The organism is Streptomyces marokkonensis, from assembly GCF_039539045.1.
Classification (GTDB): Bacteria; Actinomycetota; Actinomycetes; order Streptomycetales; family Streptomycetaceae; genus Streptomyces; species Streptomyces marokkonensis.
Genome location: NZ_BAABCQ010000057.1, coordinates 1 through 13,375 on the forward strand (window position 1 = coordinate 1; position 13,375 = coordinate 13,375).

16 protein-coding genes and 3 pseudogenes are annotated in these 13,375 nt (G+C 69.9%); 9 read left to right on the plus strand and 10 right to left on the minus strand.

All coding sequences use genetic code 11. The features are described from left to right. A pseudogene (locus ABEA26_RS16285) lies at nt 1-383 on the plus strand (RNA-guided endonuclease TnpB family protein); the annotation flags it as partial. 425 nt (nt 384-808) lie between these two features. Here the strand turns inward: ABEA26_RS16285 and ABEA26_RS16290 are convergent. The 4 genes from ABEA26_RS16290 to ABEA26_RS16305 all read right to left on the minus strand — a co-directional run bounded on the left by ABEA26_RS16290 (nt 809) and on the right by ABEA26_RS16305 (nt 4,070). Next, nucleotides 809-1,555 carry an SAM-dependent methyltransferase gene (locus tag ABEA26_RS16290; RefSeq protein WP_345593045.1) on the minus strand — a complete coding sequence of 249 codons (747 nt, stop codon included), beginning with the start codon at nt 1,553-1,555 and terminating at the stop codon, nt 809-811. 17 nt (nt 1,556-1,572) lie between these two features. After that, nucleotides 1,573-2,547 (minus strand): ribosome small subunit-dependent GTPase A, encoded by a 975-nt coding sequence (gene rsgA, locus ABEA26_RS16295; RefSeq protein WP_345593046.1) that lies wholly within the window; start codon nt 2,545-2,547, stop codon nt 1,573-1,575. A gap of 608 nt (nt 2,548-3,155) precedes the next feature. Continuing rightward, nucleotides 3,156-3,404 carry a transposase gene (locus tag ABEA26_RS16300; protein ID WP_345593047.1) on the minus strand — a complete coding sequence of 83 codons (249 nt, stop codon included), beginning with the start codon at nt 3,402-3,404 and terminating at the stop codon, nt 3,156-3,158. 39 nt (nt 3,405-3,443) lie between these two features. Further along, complete coding sequence (locus ABEA26_RS16305; protein ID WP_345593048.1) at nt 3,444-4,070, minus strand: TetR/AcrR family transcriptional regulator; 627 nt, start codon at nt 4,068-4,070, stop codon at nt 3,444-3,446. Between the two features lie 99 nt (nt 4,071-4,169). On the opposite strand from ABEA26_RS16305, the gene ABEA26_RS16310 reads away from it, so the two are divergent. Continuing rightward, the gene (locus ABEA26_RS16310; RefSeq protein WP_345593050.1) at nt 4,170-4,823 is read left to right on the plus strand and encodes a CatB-related O-acetyltransferase; all 654 of its coding nucleotides are present in this window, start codon (nt 4,170-4,172) and stop codon (nt 4,821-4,823) included. 275 nt (nt 4,824-5,098) lie between these two features. Here the strand turns inward: ABEA26_RS16310 and ABEA26_RS16315 are convergent, their stop codons facing one another. After that, on the minus strand, nt 5,099-6,076 hold the full coding sequence (locus ABEA26_RS16315) for an SDR family oxidoreductase (RefSeq protein WP_345593052.1): 978 nt from the start codon (nt 6,074-6,076) through the stop codon (nt 5,099-5,101). A gap of 153 nt (nt 6,077-6,229) precedes the next feature. Between ABEA26_RS16315 and ABEA26_RS16320 the strand changes: the two genes are divergently transcribed. The 3 genes from ABEA26_RS16320 (at nt 6,230) to ABEA26_RS16330 (ending at nt 8,052) form a co-directional block, all read left to right on the plus strand. Further along, complete coding sequence (locus ABEA26_RS16320; protein WP_345593053.1) at nt 6,230-6,820, plus strand: TetR family transcriptional regulator; 591 nt, start codon at nt 6,230-6,232, stop codon at nt 6,818-6,820. A 220-nt stretch (nt 6,821-7,040) separates the two neighbouring features. Beyond that, on the plus strand, nt 7,041-7,244 hold the full coding sequence (locus ABEA26_RS16325; RefSeq protein ID WP_345593054.1) for a hypothetical protein: 204 nt from the start codon (nt 7,041-7,043) through the stop codon (nt 7,242-7,244). Between the two features lie 415 nt (nt 7,245-7,659). After that, a complete protein-coding gene (locus ABEA26_RS16330) occupies nt 7,660-8,052 on the plus strand; it encodes a hypothetical protein (protein ID WP_345593055.1) in 393 nt (130 codons plus the stop codon). Nucleotides 8,053-8,095: 43 nt separating this feature from the next. On the opposite strand, the gene ABEA26_RS16335 is transcribed toward ABEA26_RS16330, so the two are convergent. After that, on the minus strand, nt 8,096-8,719 hold the full coding sequence (locus tag ABEA26_RS16335) for a helix-turn-helix domain-containing protein (RefSeq protein WP_345593056.1): 624 nt from the start codon (nt 8,717-8,719) through the stop codon (nt 8,096-8,098). A gap of 93 nt (nt 8,720-8,812) precedes the next feature. Here ABEA26_RS16335 and ABEA26_RS16340 point away from each other — a divergent pair, with 93 nt between their 5' ends. Further along, nucleotides 8,813-9,463, plus strand: a complete 651-nt coding sequence (locus tag ABEA26_RS16340; protein WP_345593057.1) for a class I SAM-dependent methyltransferase — start codon at nt 8,813-8,815, stop codon at nt 9,461-9,463. Between the two features lie 59 nt (nt 9,464-9,522). Further along, nucleotides 9,523-10,011 carry a DinB family protein gene (locus tag ABEA26_RS16345; RefSeq protein WP_345593060.1) on the plus strand — a complete coding sequence of 163 codons (489 nt, stop codon included), beginning with the start codon at nt 9,523-9,525 and terminating at the stop codon, nt 10,009-10,011. 334 nt (nt 10,012-10,345) lie between these two features. Here ABEA26_RS16345 and ABEA26_RS16350 read toward each other — a convergent pair whose 3' ends face one another. The 3 genes and pseudogenes from ABEA26_RS16350 to ABEA26_RS16360 all read right to left on the minus strand — a co-directional run. Then, nucleotides 10,346-10,552 (minus strand): hypothetical protein, encoded by a 207-nt coding sequence (locus tag ABEA26_RS16350; protein WP_345593061.1) that lies wholly within the window; start codon nt 10,550-10,552, stop codon nt 10,346-10,348. Nucleotides 10,553-10,564: 12 nt separating this feature from the next. After that, nucleotides 10,565-10,894, minus strand: coding sequence for a hypothetical protein (locus tag ABEA26_RS16355; RefSeq protein ID WP_345593062.1), 330 nt, complete (start codon nt 10,892-10,894; stop codon nt 10,565-10,567). Between the two features lie 142 nt (nt 10,895-11,036). After that, a pseudogene (locus ABEA26_RS16360) lies at nt 11,037-11,258 on the minus strand (bifunctional DNA primase/polymerase); the annotation flags it as partial. A gap of 311 nt (nt 11,259-11,569) precedes the next feature. Between ABEA26_RS16360 and ABEA26_RS16365 the strand changes: the two are divergent. Beyond that, nucleotides 11,570-12,436 (plus strand): GNAT family N-acetyltransferase, encoded by an 867-nt coding sequence (locus ABEA26_RS16365; protein ID WP_345593063.1) that lies wholly within the window; start codon nt 11,570-11,572, stop codon nt 12,434-12,436. 209 nt (nt 12,437-12,645) lie between these two features. Here the strand turns inward: ABEA26_RS16365 and ABEA26_RS16370 are convergent. After that, nucleotides 12,646-12,950: pseudogene (locus ABEA26_RS16370) on the minus strand (SDR family NAD(P)-dependent oxidoreductase); the annotation flags it as partial. 29 nt (nt 12,951-12,979) lie between these two features. Between ABEA26_RS16370 and ABEA26_RS16375 the strand changes: the two are divergent. After that, the gene (locus ABEA26_RS16375; protein WP_345593065.1) at nt 12,980-13,372 is read left to right on the plus strand and encodes a TetR/AcrR family transcriptional regulator; all 393 of its coding nucleotides are present in this window, start codon (nt 12,980-12,982) and stop codon (nt 13,370-13,372) included. The last annotated feature ends 3 nt before the right edge of the window (nt 13,373-13,375 follow it).

Here is a 13,375-nt window from a genome sequence, read left to right on the forward strand (position 1 = left end):
CGAAGGGTGACGGAGCCAACCGGGCCAAGGCCCGCCGCAGGGTCGCCAGGATCTACGCCCGCATCGCCGACCGACGCCGGGACGGGCTCCACAAGCTGACCACCCGACTCGTTCGTGAAAACCAAACGATCGTGATCGAGGACCTGACCGTACGCAACATGGTCAAGAACCACACCCTCGCCCGGGCCATCTCGGACGCGGGCTGGAGCGAGTTCCGCTCCCTGCTGGAGTACAAAGCCGCCTGGTACGGGCGCGAAGTGATCGCAGTGGACCGCTTCTTCCCCTCCTCCAGGCTGTGCTCGGCCTGCGGCGCCCTGCGGGGCAGGATGCCCTTGAACGTCCGTACCTGGACGTGCGACGGCTGCGGCACGGCCCACGACCGCTCCCCACTGGTGCCGTGTCTGCGTCGAGTCGCGTGGTCGGCTGGATGGCCGGCCCACCAGGTAGGCCCTGCCGATGGTCGGCGGGCTCCTGCCCCGCTGTCTCGGACTCATGTGAATTCCTGCGGCCGGTTCGAGCTGGGCTCCCGCCTCGGTCTCGCCGCGGTGGCGGCAGCGGCTCCCGGTCCTCGCACCGGGCCAGAATCGGGAGCCGCACTTGGCGGCACGTGCGGGTGGGGAGGCGTACTGACGGCCGTACCCCGAGCTTCGCGGCGCCGGGCTCCCTGGTCCTGGAAGGAGGAGGGCAGGGCCTGCACGGAGGGAGCGGGTGTCGGTTCGCTTGTCGTCGGCCTGAGCGTCGTGGTGATGAAGTGTCCAGTGCGGGGCCCGGACGGAATGATGTCCGGGCCCCGCACGGGGCGGGGTTGTCAGCGCTTCATGAGGGCGAAGACGCCCCAGCCGAGGTACTCACGTCCGTAGCGGGCGTAGCGGGCGGGCTCGGTGGTGAGTTCTTCCCGTACTTCGGGGGCGAGTTCGTCGTCCGGGTTCTCACCGAGCCAGCGGCGCATGCTGAGCCACTGGGCTGCGGCGTAGCGGTCCCAGCTGTTCTGGTCGGCCAGCGTCATTTCCACGACGTCGTACCCGAGTTCCTGGAACTGTCCGATCAGTTCCGGGAGTTCCAGGAAGTCGGCGATGGAGGCGGCGTGGCAAGCCTTGGCGGTCTCCTCGTCCGGAGGGGTCTGCCGCCAGAAGGGTTCGCCGATCAACATCATGCCTCCGGGACGAAGGCTGCGCTGGAGCAGATGGGTCGTGCCGGCGACGCCGTTGCCGATCCAGGTGGCACCGACGCAGGCGGCCAGATCGACGGGCTCGTCGGCGACGTGGCCGGCGGCGTCACCATGGAGGAACTCGACCCGGTCGGCGACGCCGAGTTCGGCGGCGCGGGCGCGGGCCTGCTCGGTGAAGAGCGTGCTGATGTCGACCCCGGTGCCGGTGAAGCCCAGGTCGCGGGCCCAGGTGCAGAGCATTTCGCCCGAGCCGCTGGCCAGGTCGAGAACCCGGGTCCCGGCGGGGAGGCGGAGGGATTCGCCCAGGGTGGCGAACTTGTCCGCGGTCAGCGGGTTGTGGATGCGGTGGCCGCTCTCGCGGATGGTGAAGATGCGGGGAAGGTCCATGACCGTATTCCTTTCCGTCATGCCTTGAAGTGGGGGGACTGCTTGAGGGCGCGCACCTGGCGCGCGATCTGCTTCATCGGCCGTTCCAGCTCGGCGCGCAGCCGCGCGTCGGTACGGGAGGCCGCGTAGGTGTTCTCGCGCTGCAGCCGGTGGTAACTGTCGAGGCGCCGCCGGGTGAGGTGACCGTCCTCGACGGCGGCCAGCACCGCGCAGCCCGGCTCGGTGGTATGGGCGCAGTCCGCGAAACGGCAGTCGTGGGCCAGCTCGGTGATCTCGGCGAAGGTGTGCTCCAGGCCGTCGTCGGCGTCGTGCAGGCCGACACCGCGCAGGCCCGGGGTGTCCAGCAGGACGCCGCCGTGGGGCAGCGGCACCAGTTCGCGCCAGGCGGTGGTGTGCCGGCCCTTGCCGTCGCTGCCGCGTACCGCGCCGGTGGCCAGGAGGTCCTCGCCGAGCAGGTGGTTGCCGAGGGTGGACTTGCCCGCGCCCGAGGGTCCGAGCAGGACGACCGTGCCCGACAGGACGGCGGTCAGGACGTCCAGGCCCTCGCCGGTGGTGGCGCTGGTTACCAGCACCTCCACGCCCGGGGCCACCGACCCCACCTCGGACGCCGCCGAGGTGGGGGCGGTGGACCGGTCCGCCTTGGTGAGCACGATCACGGGTGTGGCGCCGCTGTCCCAGGCCACGGCGAGCATCCGCTCGATCCGACCGAGCTTGAGCGGGTCGGCGAGGGAGACGGCTACCGCCACGGTGTCGACGTTCGCGGCCAGTACCTGGGCTTGGGAGGTGCGCGAGGAGGTGGAGCGGACCACGGCGGTCAGGCGCTCCAGCACCTCCACCACGGTGGCGGGGGTCGCCGGACCGGACGGACGGACGGACACCCAGTCCCCGGTGCACGGCGTCAGCCGGTCACCGGTACCCGAGGAGGAAAGGACCATCGCGCGGACGGGGCCGCTCTCGGCGACGACGTCGCACAGACCGCGCTCGGCCCGCACGACACGTCCCGGGACCAGTCCCTCGTCCCTCGACGGGGCGAAGGACCGCTCACGTTCCGTGTCCCAGCCGTAGTCGGCCGGAGTCAGGACGCGCGAAGGACGGGAGAGAGCAGATAGGTGTGAAGCGTGTTGGTGAAACGATGAAGAGACCCTTGAGAGGAGGTCTCGCCGGACGACAGACATGCCGGAACCACTCCCACGGCGGGGAGGATGGCAGGGGAAAGGTCAGGACGAGACCCGAGAGATGCGAACGAGTCGGGCACCGCACACAGCGGTGGTCACCACGACCGTCATCACGCATCTCCTCCGATCTCCAAGAGTGGCATGGTCGCCACTTGCACAGAAACCGTAGCATCTTCTGTGAACCTCTGCGGCACCGGTTCGAGCTGGACGTTGCTGCCGCCGCGCTTGCCCTTGCGGGCAGCGGTGTCGAGCCCTTCGAGAGTACTTCACGGAAGCTCTCGCGCTCGGTCCCGGCCATGGCGGCGAAGAACCCGCCGCTACTTGAGTGACGTCACGCGTTCGACGGCGCGGGGCGCATGCCTTCGAGCAGGGTGCCAAGGTAGCGGTGGGCGGTGAGACGTCGCGAGTTTCGGTGCGGCCCGGATTCACGTCTGCCGTGGCGGGTTCAGGTTCACGGTCTGCTGGTGGGACAGCAGGCCGGCGACTGCTTGGATGGTGTCGCTCATATGCCCGCGGCGGCCGACGGGGCGGGCCAGGGCTCGGGCAGTTCTCAGGTGGGCGAGGCCGCGCTCGACCCGGATACGCCGTGAGGAGTGTGCCTTGCGCCGGCGCTCGTACACCTCCTCGCACCAGCCGGGGGTGTTCTTCCTGAACTTGCGGTGCGGTGGTGTCACCACGTTGATTGTGCGTGCGTCAGCTCCCTGTCTCCTCGATCACGCACCCCCTTCCCGACGGACGGAGAAGGCACCCGCGGCAGCCGCCAGAGCTGCCGCCTCCGCGGCCCGTTCCGGGAGTTGCGGGTCCGGGTTGGCACGCAGGAGCACTAGCTGGTGGTAGAGCGGCGCCGTGGCGGCGATCAGCAGCCTCCGCGCGTCCGTGTGCTGTGCGGGGAGTTCACCGCGCTCGATGGCGCGCTCGACGAGGATCTCGCACTGGGCGTACCGGTCCGTCCACAACTGCGTCTGGGCCCGCGCGGCCTGTTCGGAGTGGAACGAGGCGGCCATCAGGGCGACGGCGAACGACGGCTGCACGACCAGGGATTCCTGGATCTCCTGGTTGAGGGCCGTCAGATCGCCGCGCAGCGAGCCGGTGTCCGGCGGTTGCCAGTCGATCTCGCCGGCGGCGTCGATGACGTCGACGAGCAGGCCGCCGACATCGCGCCAACGCCGGTAGACCGTGGCGCGGTGCACTCCGGCCCGCGTCGCGACACCCTCCATCGTGAGTCCTTCGTCACCGCCTTCAGCGAGTTCGGCGCGCACTGCATCGAGAACCTGGGCGCGGATGCGGGCGGTGCGACCGCCCGGGCGGCGGTCCGACGTCGTGTCCGGTGGGTCTGTCATCAGCAATCAGTATCCGGTTGATCAAAGGGGCAGGGCTGTGCCAGCATCTTAACGCGACAGTTGTCGCCCTAGGTTCACTGGAGAGGAACAGCTTCCGCGATGCCGCCCGTTCCCGCCGATCCCACCGTGCTCCACCCGATGCCCGAGCACCCGCGCGTGATTCTGCTCAAGCCGCTGGTGAAGTCGCCGTTGATCGAGGTCGGTGACTTCTCCTACTACGACGATCCGGACGACCCGGCCGCGTTCGAGACGCGCAACGTCCTGTACCACTACGGTCCCGAGCGGCTTGTCGTCGGCAAGTACTGCGCCCTGGGGACGGGCACCCGGTTCATCATGAACGGCGCCAACCACCGCATGGACGGTCCTTCCACCTTCCCGTTCCCCACCATGGGGGGCTCCTGGGGAGAGCACTTCGACCTGATCACCGACCTGCCCGGCCGGGGCGACACGGTCGTCGGCAACGACGTGTGGTTCGGCCACGGCGCCACGGTCATGCCCGGTGTACGCATCGGTCACGGCGCGATCATCGCCGCCGGCGCCGTGGTCACCGGCGACGTCCCCGACTACGGCGTCGTCGGCGGCAACCCCGCCCGGCTCATCCGCACCCGCTACGACGCTGCGGACATCGCCCGGCTCCTCACCGTGGCGTGGTGGGACTGGCCCGTGCAGCACATCACCAGGCATGTACGGACGATCATGTCGGGGACAGTCGCCGATCTCGAGGAGGTCGCCGCGCAGATCGACCAGCCCTGACACCGCGTCCTCGCCACACCGCCCGCACCCGTCCCGCGCCAGAAACGAGTGATCGCCCATGTCTCGTCGCCGCGCCCATATCGCGATGGTCGGCGTCCCCATCGTCAGCCCCCGACTGAAGCCGGGGGCTTCTCGTCACGCCGGGTTGACGTCGCGACGGGCCGGCCCGGCCCATGGACGAGGTCATGCGAGAGACGTACTGAGAGATGGGTCCCCGAGCAGTTCGCCCAGGTCAGCTCTCGCAGAACCCCTCGACACCGCGCGGCTGCGCGGCGTCACGCCGTCGAGGACACCACCGGGCCCCGACCTGCTCCAGGGGATGACTGTGTTGCGTATGTCGTGGTCGCCGGGGCGTCGAAGTAGTGGCCCTGCGCGAGGTCGTCGATGAGGCCGGGACGGAGGGGCTTCCAGCCGAGGAGGTCGCGTGTCAGCGTGCTCGAGGACGGGTTGTCGGCCTGGGCGTGCGCGCTGAGGAAGCCGAAGTGGTCGTCGGCCTGCGTCGGCGGGACACTGACGACGGGCAGGTTCAGCCCGCGGCCGATGGCCTCGGCGATCTGGCGGAAGGTGATCCCCTCGTCGTCGACGGCGTGCAGCCGTGACCCCGCCGGCGCGGATTCCAGCGCCAGCCGGTACAGGCGTGCCGCGTCGAGCGTGTGCACGGCGGGCCAGCGATTGGCCCCGTCGCCGACGTAGACGGAGACACCCTTCGACCGGGCGATGGAGATGAAGGTCGGGATGAAGCCGTTGTGGTCGAGCGTGCTGTGCACGGTCGGAGTGAGCCGGACGACGGACGAGCGGATGCCGCGCTCCGCGAGTGCGACCACCGCGTTCTCGGCGTCGATCCGCGGACCGGCGTCGAGCGCGTTGGCTTCGGTGAGGGTGCCTTTGAGGCCCGCGACGGCGAACAGCGCGGTTCCCGACGTGGCCACCAGGGGCTTGCCGGTGCCGGCCAGAGCGCCCCCGAGCGCCTCGACGGCGCGCAGATCCGCTGCGACCGCGCCCTCGAAGTCGCCGGCGAACATGGCGTCGTGCTTGAAGGCCAGGTGGATGGCGCCGTCGGCCGCGGCGGCGGCCGCGGCGATGCCGTCGAAATTGTCCAGGTCGCCTCGGTACACCTGGGCACCGGCAGCCGCCAACCCGGCGGCGGACTTGTCCGAGCGAGCCAGGCCGACGACCTGGTGTCCCGCTTCGAGGAGTTCGGGGACGACGGCGGAGCCGACGTGTCCGGAGGCTCCGGTGACGAATACGCGCATGGTGCGCCTCCCTGCTACTGGCTCCCACCGGGGCGCCGTGATGTCAGTTGATGACATCACCGTAACACCGATGTCAGTCACTGACGTCACCCCTACGTCAGTGACTGACATCAGGTTATGTCAGGCCCTGTCATCGGCAGTTAGCATCGGAGCATGAGCCGATGGAAACCCGACGCACGAGGCCGCCTGGAGAAGGCGGCGCTGGAGCTCTACAACCACCAGGGCTTCGACGCCACCACCGTCGCGGAGATCGCCACCCGCGCCGGACTCACCGAACGGACCTTCTACCGGCACTTCACCGACAAACGGGAAGTCCTCTTCCCGGCCGCCAACCCCCTCGCCGACGCCCTCGCGAACGCCACGGCCACCGCCCCCGTCCCGCTCCCGCCGCTCGAGGTGATCACCCACGCCCTGACCGAAGCCGCCCACGTCCTCGAAGAACGCGCAGACCTGGCACGGCAACGCCAGGCCGTCATCGCCGCCAACCCCGAACTCCAGGAACGCGAACTGGCCAAACTCGCCGCTCTCGCCTCCATGCTCGCCCGCACGCTGCGCGAACGCGGCCTGGAGACCACCACTGCCGCACTCGCCGCCGAAATCGGGATCGCCACCTTCAAGGTCGCCTTCGAACGCTGGATAAACGACCCCGCCCGACACACCCTCGCGCAGCGCATCCGGGAAACCCTGGACACCGCCAGGCACCTCACCGCGCCTTACGGGCGAGGCGGTGACGGGCCTCGGTGACGTTGAACCGGGCGCCGATCATCCGCTGGTGTCCCCCGTTGGAGACGAACGGGAGCAGGCGCAGGGTCTTGAAAGTGTGACCGGCCCCGACACGGCGCCCTGTACCAGGTCAGGCCGCCGTGTCGGGGCGGTTCCCGGAATTCCGTGCCTGCTGTAAGTCATCGCTTCTACCGTCCAGCCCCGACATGTGATCACAGGGGTGTACGGAAGGGGCCGAACAGTGCGGCGGGATCTGGGACTGGAAGCAGGTGTGGACCACTTCACCCTGAACAGCGACGAGGCGGGCTGGTTACGGAACAAGACCGGCGCCACCAGGCGGGGCTTCGCCATTCAGCTCTTCTTGACCTGGCGCGGCCGGTTCCCCCGCATGCGCCTGGAGCTGCCGCCCGACGCTGTCGAGCACGTCGCAAGCAGGTCGGCGTAGCCGCGTCCGAGCTGTCCTTCCACGACTTCACCTCCCGCGCGGCCAAGCGGCCCCGCAGCGAGCTGCGGGAGCTGATCGAGCCGCCGACCGCGGCCCAGGTCGACACGATCATCCGCTCCGCGCTGCACCAGGCCGACGAGCGCGCCGTCGCCGAGGTCGCCGCCCGCATCGCCCGGGCCGAGCGCTGTACCCGTCGGCTGGACGCGCTGGCTTCACCGACCCGACCGGCAACACCCCCGAGCAGGACGACGAAGACGACCTGGAGTCGGTCCTGGCGGACATCAAGGCCCATCCGGGCAACGTCGGCCTCAACTCGCTGCTGGACGAGATCTCCGCACTCAAGCAGGTCCGCGGCAAGGCGGCCGGACTCCTCGGAAGGATCGCCGCCGCATCCTTCGGCACCCCCCAAGGCAGCGTGCGCGAGGCGATCTACCCGGCGGCCGGCGGCGAGAAGACGCTCAAGGACTTGGTCGCCGAGACGAAGGCCACCAACGCCGCCTTCGCCCGCTCCAAGCGGGAGACGTTCAAGTCCTCCTACAGCAACCCCTACCGGGCCGAGCTGATGAAGCTGCTGGAGGTGCTCGACATCCGCTCCTCCAACGACCGCCACAAGCCCGTCATCGAGGCCCTGGCCCTGATCGAGCGGCACAAGACTCCTCCACCACCTACCTGCCGCTCGACGAGACCGTCCCGCTGGACAGCGTGGTGCGCGGACTGGATGGAGTTCGCCCTCCACACTCCCGACAAGGCCCAGCGGGTGATCCGCACCCCAAGAAGTCCGGGAAGGACACGCTCCGCCCCGAGCTGACGGCCCTTCCCGCAGTGAGCGGCCTGAAGACTCGGGCTCGTGCTCAGGTGGTGCGTGCCCTGATGTGCGCGCGTTCGCCCTGCCGGCCGAAGAGGATCAGCAGCTCGACCGCTCTGCCATCGGCGCTGCCCAAAAAGTGCGGGAGTCCGGTGTCGAACTCCGCGGCCTCGCCCGGCGGCAGCACGAGGTCCTGATCGCCGAGGACCAGCCGCAGCCGTCCGTTGAGGACGTACAGCCACTCGAACCCCTCGTGCGTCTGCGGCGTCGGCTCGGCCGGCGCGTCCCGGCCGGGGATGAGCATCTTGAACGCCTGCATCCCGCCCGGCCTGCGGGACAGCGGAATGAACGTCATGCCGTGCCGGTGAAGCGGCTTGAGGTGGACGCGGGGGTCTCCGGTGGGCGGGGCGCCCACGAGGTCGTCCAGCGGGACGCCGTAGACGCGGGCCAGCGGGAGGAGCAGCTCCAGGTTGGCGCGGCGCCGGCCGCCCTCCAGCCGGGACAGCGTGCTCTCCGAGATCCCCGTGGTCGCGGCCAGCTCGGCCAGGGTGATCCGGCGCTGCCGACGCAGCGCGCGCAGCCGCGGGCCGACGGCGTCGAGCACGCCCTCCAGGTCGTCCGGGTCGTGCGGGTCGTGCGGGTCGTGCGGGTCGCTCCGGTTGTCGTCCATGGTCGGCATCATGCCGCTACAGCAAGTTCTCGTGCAATTTTGGCCAGTACTCGGGCAGTCTCGTCTCACCACGTCCGAGGAGGAGCACCGTCCATGACCGAAAAGACCACTCCCGAAGGGCTCTCCGATGCGGGCCGCTTCTGGGAGGAGCACTACAACTCCCGTGATGCGGCCGCCGGGCGCCGGGTGAATCCCCTGCTGGTGGAGATCGCCTCCGGTCTCGCGCCGGCGACCGCACTCGACCTGGGCTGCGGCGCCGGTGGTGACACGCTCTGGCTGGCCGGTGCGGGTTGGCGGGTGACCGCCGTCGACGTTTCCGGCACGGCCACGGCACAGGTCGCCGACGCGGCTCGCGAACGCGGGCTCGGTGACCTCGTCCGTGCCGAGCGGCACGACCTGGCCTTCGGCTTTCCCGAAGGCCGCTTCGACCTGGTGACCGCCCTGTACCTGCAGTCACCGTTCGACCTGCCGCGCACGCAGGTGCTGCGGACCGCGGCGCGGGCGCTGGCACCGGGCGCACGGCTGCTGGTCGTCGACCACGGGTCGATCGCCCCGTGGTCGTGGAACCAGGACCACGACGCTTCGCACCCCACACCGCACGAGATCGCCGCCGATCTCGCCCTCGACCCGGACGGCTGGTCGATCGAGAGGGCGGCCTCGCCACGCCGGATCGCCTCCGGGCCGGACGGTCGGACCGCCGAGGTCGTCGACCACGTCCTGCTGATCCGCCGGACCACCGGCTGAACAGCACAGGCCGTCTCACCCATCCGCCTGCTCAACCGTTCACGCAGAAGGGCACTTTCATGAGGTCCACCCGCCGCCGTGACCTGCCGCCGCCGAGCACCGGCACCTCGGAGAAGGACGTACTACTCGGCTTCCTCGACTACGTGCGCGCCTGCATGGCGGCCAAGGTCGAGGGCGTGCCGGAGCCGCAGGTCCGCACGCCCGGTGTCGCGTCGGGCACCAACCTGCTGGGCCTGGTCAACCACCTTGCCCACGTGGAGCGTTCCCTGTTCCTCGGCGAGCAGGTCGCCGACTGGCAGGCCACCTTCGCCGCGGCTCCCGGCGACGCGGTCGACGACGTCCTGGCCGCCTACCGCGACGCGGCCGCCCGGTCGAACATGGTCGTCCGCGCCGCTTCCGACCTGACCACCACCGTCGCCCGCCCGGCGTCCCGGCCGAAAGGACCGTCCCTGCGGTGGGCGCTCACGCACATGATCGAGGAAACGGGACGTCACGCCGGCCACGCCGACATCCTGCGCGAACTCCTCGATGGAACCACGGGCCGCTGAACCGTCCGGACCGAACCTCGCGCAGCACGCGCGGCGTCCGGTGAACATGGGGGTGCCGGTAACGACGATGGGACAGGTTCGGCGTATTCGGCTCGCGCTTCAGGCATAAAAGGCTACATCTACTCAGGACCAGAATTTGTCCAACCCGGCTGCTACCAATTCCGCACCGGCGCTGACGTATTGAGTTGTGGAACGGTGAACAGGCGGCCGCTCACGAAGGAAGACGGCGATCTTCATGGTAGTCAGGGCCCCAAAAGCGACCAATCCCTGAAAGAAGACCCGGGCCCCTATTCGACAGAGGCCCGGGTCGGTGTCCGGTAAGGGTTTCGCCGGGTCAGGTGCGTGCCGCCCGCAGTTCGGTGAGCACGATACGGCCGGCGACAGCGAAACCGAAAGCGCCGATGGCGAACATCGCGAAGATCACCGGCCACTGCCATTCGGCCCGCAGATGCAGCGCCACGAACCACAGGGGGGCGACATCGCCGGACAGCTTCATCAGCGTGGGCACGAGCACCTGCGGGAACACGGCGATGCAGCCCACGAAGAAGCTGGTTCACAGCAGCTGCTGACGGTGCTTGGGCATCGCCTTGATGAACGACGCGCCCGGGCCGCCGCCCTTGTCCTGCTGGGCCTTGCCGGTCCGCATCAGATACAGCAGTTCGGGCCCGCGCTTGATCAGTGTCTCGCTCCCTGCGCGGCCGAGCATCATGTACGCCACGAAGCCGGCGGTGACGCTCACCGGCACTCCGGCCCACAGCAGCGACGGGTTGTCGAGCAGATGTCCCGCAGTCACCACCGCGAGGGCGGGTGCAGCGGTGACCGCGCCGAGGAACGGCAGGAACGCCGTCGAGTCGAACGCCGGCGACACCAGACAGCTCAGCACCGCGAAGACCGGCGCCCCGTAGAGCGGCCAGCACTCCGATCGTGTGGAACCCGGTGGCGAGTCCGGTCAGGTAGACGCCGTCGGGAATGCCGATGCCGGGCAGCAGCCGGTCCCGGTCGGGAGTCCGCCTCTCATGGGCGTCGATGCCGTCGACGACGACCAGTCCGGCCGCACCGCAGGCCACCCCGACACCGAGGCCTGGGTGGGCGCCCCACCACTGCTCGATCCTGGCGGCGTCCAGCGTGGCGGCGCGGAATCCGTGGCGCCAGCGGCCCGCGCCACGACAGCCGCACTCCCAGTGGCCGTGCCGGGGCGCCCGGCAGACCGCGCAGTTGCCCGCCGGTGTCTTGCGACGCGGAGCCGGCGGGTGAACGGGTCACCCCTGTCCGGCACACCATCGGGCAGTCGCCAGTGACCGAAGAGTCCCCGGGGACCGGCGCAGCGACCGGATCCACTTCGGTCGCTGCTTCAGCAGCTGGGCGAAGAAGCGGGTCAGGCGCCTTGCGAAGCCGAGAACAGTGACTGAAGCGACTCAGGGAACTCTCGAGCGGACACCGAGTGTGTCGTGCCACATCTCCACCCGTGGCCCCGCCTTCGTGCGGGCACCCCGCAGTACCCACCGCCGCCTTGGCAGTTCCGCTTCCCCCGGACCGAGGACACGCGGGATCGTGAACCATGAGCCCTGACTCCTGGCACCTCTCCGAAGACCTCGACGACGTTCTCGACCGGGCCGGGCCCTTCCTCCGCTCGCGCCCCGTCCTGCACAACACTCCGCTCACGGTGCTGGAGAAGTGGCGGACCCACCCGGACGCCTTCGCTCCCGGGACCGTCCTCTTCGGCCTGCTGGAGTCGGAGGGCGCGATCCAGGCGCTCTTCTTCCGCCCCCCGAACCGCCGGCTGACTCTCACCCCGCTCTCCCCCGACCGGGCCGACGCCCTCGCGGCCCGGCTGACCGGCCTCGGCCATACGCTCGCCGGGGTCACCGGGGATCACGCCACCGCCACCGCGTTCGCCGAGGCCTGGCAGCGGTACACCGGCGCGACACCGGCCCTCCGCCTCGGAATGCACCTGTACCGCCTCGACACCCTCACCCCGCCCGACCCACCCCCGGCCGGCCGAGGACGGCCCGTGGGCGAGCGGGATCACGAGCACCTCATGCGCTGGTGCCGTGAACTCGCCGCGGACCTCGGGGAGACCATCACCATCGACGCCGGTTCCTGGTCCGGGACCCGCTTCGCCGAGAAGCGCTACACCTTCTGGGAGACCCCGGACAACATCCCCGTCTCCCTGGCGGGCGTGAACCCCATGGTCGCCGGGATGGTCAGGGTGGACCCCGTCTACACCCCCGCCCCCCTGCGCGGCCGGGGGTACGCCGCCGCCGTCGCCGCCGAGGTCAGCAGGGCCGCGCTCGACGCGGGCGCCACGGAGGTCGTGCTCTACACGAACGCGGCCAACGCCACCAGCAACGCCCTGTACCAACGCCTCGGGTACCGCCGGGTCACCGACTGGGCCCCGTACGACTTCACGTACGCCGAACAGTGAACCGACAGACAGGCCCAGCGCGTTGCCTCCGCCCATGCCGACCGGAGTCGGTCAGAGTACGAACTCGATCTGCTCCACATTCAGTGAAGCAGATCTCCTCCAGGGCGTCGGTGCGGCAGCCGCCCGCCTGGAAGGAGCCCTCCTTCCAGGACATCGGCGGCGACCTGCCGCAGCCGCTGCTCGCCGACGCCCGCCTGCTGGGCGTCGACGTTGACGTCCCTCTGGGCTCGGGCCTGCGCCTCGCTGAACTCCTCCACCATTCCCGTGAACAGCGCGCCGGCGTTGTTCACGACGATGTCCAACCGCCGAAAACGCGCGACCGCTTCACGGACGACGTCGAAGACCACCGCGCGGTCCGTGACGTCGAGACGCAGCGTCAACAGGCGGTCCGGGTACGGAGCGGCGAGACGTCGCGGGACGCGCCCGCCACCCGGTCTCCGGCAGCGAGCGCCGCTTCGGCGAACGCGCGGCCCAGACCGCGGCTCGCCCCGGTGATGAACCAACTCCATGTCAATACGGCACGTGCCGTGCTGTACTGCCGCCATGGCCAACCGACGCGCGGACCGAACGGAAGCGATCCTGCAGAGTACTCTGGAGCTGGCCGGAGAATCGGGTTTCGCCAAGCTCGGCATCGAGGCGGTCGCTGCCCGCGCGGGCGTCGGTAAGCACACTGTCTACCGTCGCCGGCCGTCCCGGGGCATGCTCTTCCTCGATGCGGTCCCCAGCTCGAACAAACAGGGCCTGGACCATCGCGACACCGGAGACGCCGTCGCCGACCTGCGTGAAGTGATGACCAGGGCCGCCGACCTGCTGGGCCGGGTTCCCTGGGGCCCGCTGTACTTCCGGCTGCTCGTCACGCAACAGCCCTTGACGCACGACCACATCGACCGCGTCCTTCGAGCGGTCTTCACCGGCATGAGACCCAGCGAGACCTGAGTC

Excerpts from the sequence above, each read along its gene's own strand:
- ABEA26_RS16290 (WP_345593045.1), bottom strand. The coding sequence starts at position 1,555 with ATGGACCTTCCCCGCATCTTCACCATCCGCGAGAGCGGCCACCGCATC.
- ABEA26_RS16305 (WP_345593048.1), bottom strand. The coding sequence starts at position 4,070 with ATGACAGACCCACCGGACACGACGTCGGACCGCCGCCCGGGCGGTCGC.
- ABEA26_RS16310 (WP_345593050.1), top strand. The coding sequence starts at position 4,170 with ATGCCGCCCGTTCCCGCCGATCCCACCGTGCTCCACCCGATGCCCGAG.
- ABEA26_RS16315 (WP_345593052.1), bottom strand. The coding sequence starts at position 6,076 with ATGCGCGTATTCGTCACCGGAGCCTCCGGACACGTCGGCTCCGCCGTC.
- ABEA26_RS16320 (WP_345593053.1), top strand. The coding sequence starts at position 6,230 with ATGAGCCGATGGAAACCCGACGCACGAGGCCGCCTGGAGAAGGCGGCG.
- ABEA26_RS16335 (WP_345593056.1), bottom strand. The coding sequence starts at position 8,719 with ATGGACGACAACCGGAGCGACCCGCACGACCCGCACGACCCGCACGAC.
- ABEA26_RS16340 (WP_345593057.1), top strand. The coding sequence starts at position 8,813 with ATGACCGAAAAGACCACTCCCGAAGGGCTCTCCGATGCGGGCCGCTTC.
- ABEA26_RS16345 (WP_345593060.1), top strand. The coding sequence starts at position 9,523 with ATGAGGTCCACCCGCCGCCGTGACCTGCCGCCGCCGAGCACCGGCACC.
- ABEA26_RS16365 (WP_345593063.1), top strand. The coding sequence starts at position 11,570 with ATGAGCCCTGACTCCTGGCACCTCTCCGAAGACCTCGACGACGTTCTC.
- ABEA26_RS16375 (WP_345593065.1), top strand. The coding sequence starts at position 12,980 with ATGGCCAACCGACGCGCGGACCGAACGGAAGCGATCCTGCAGAGTACT.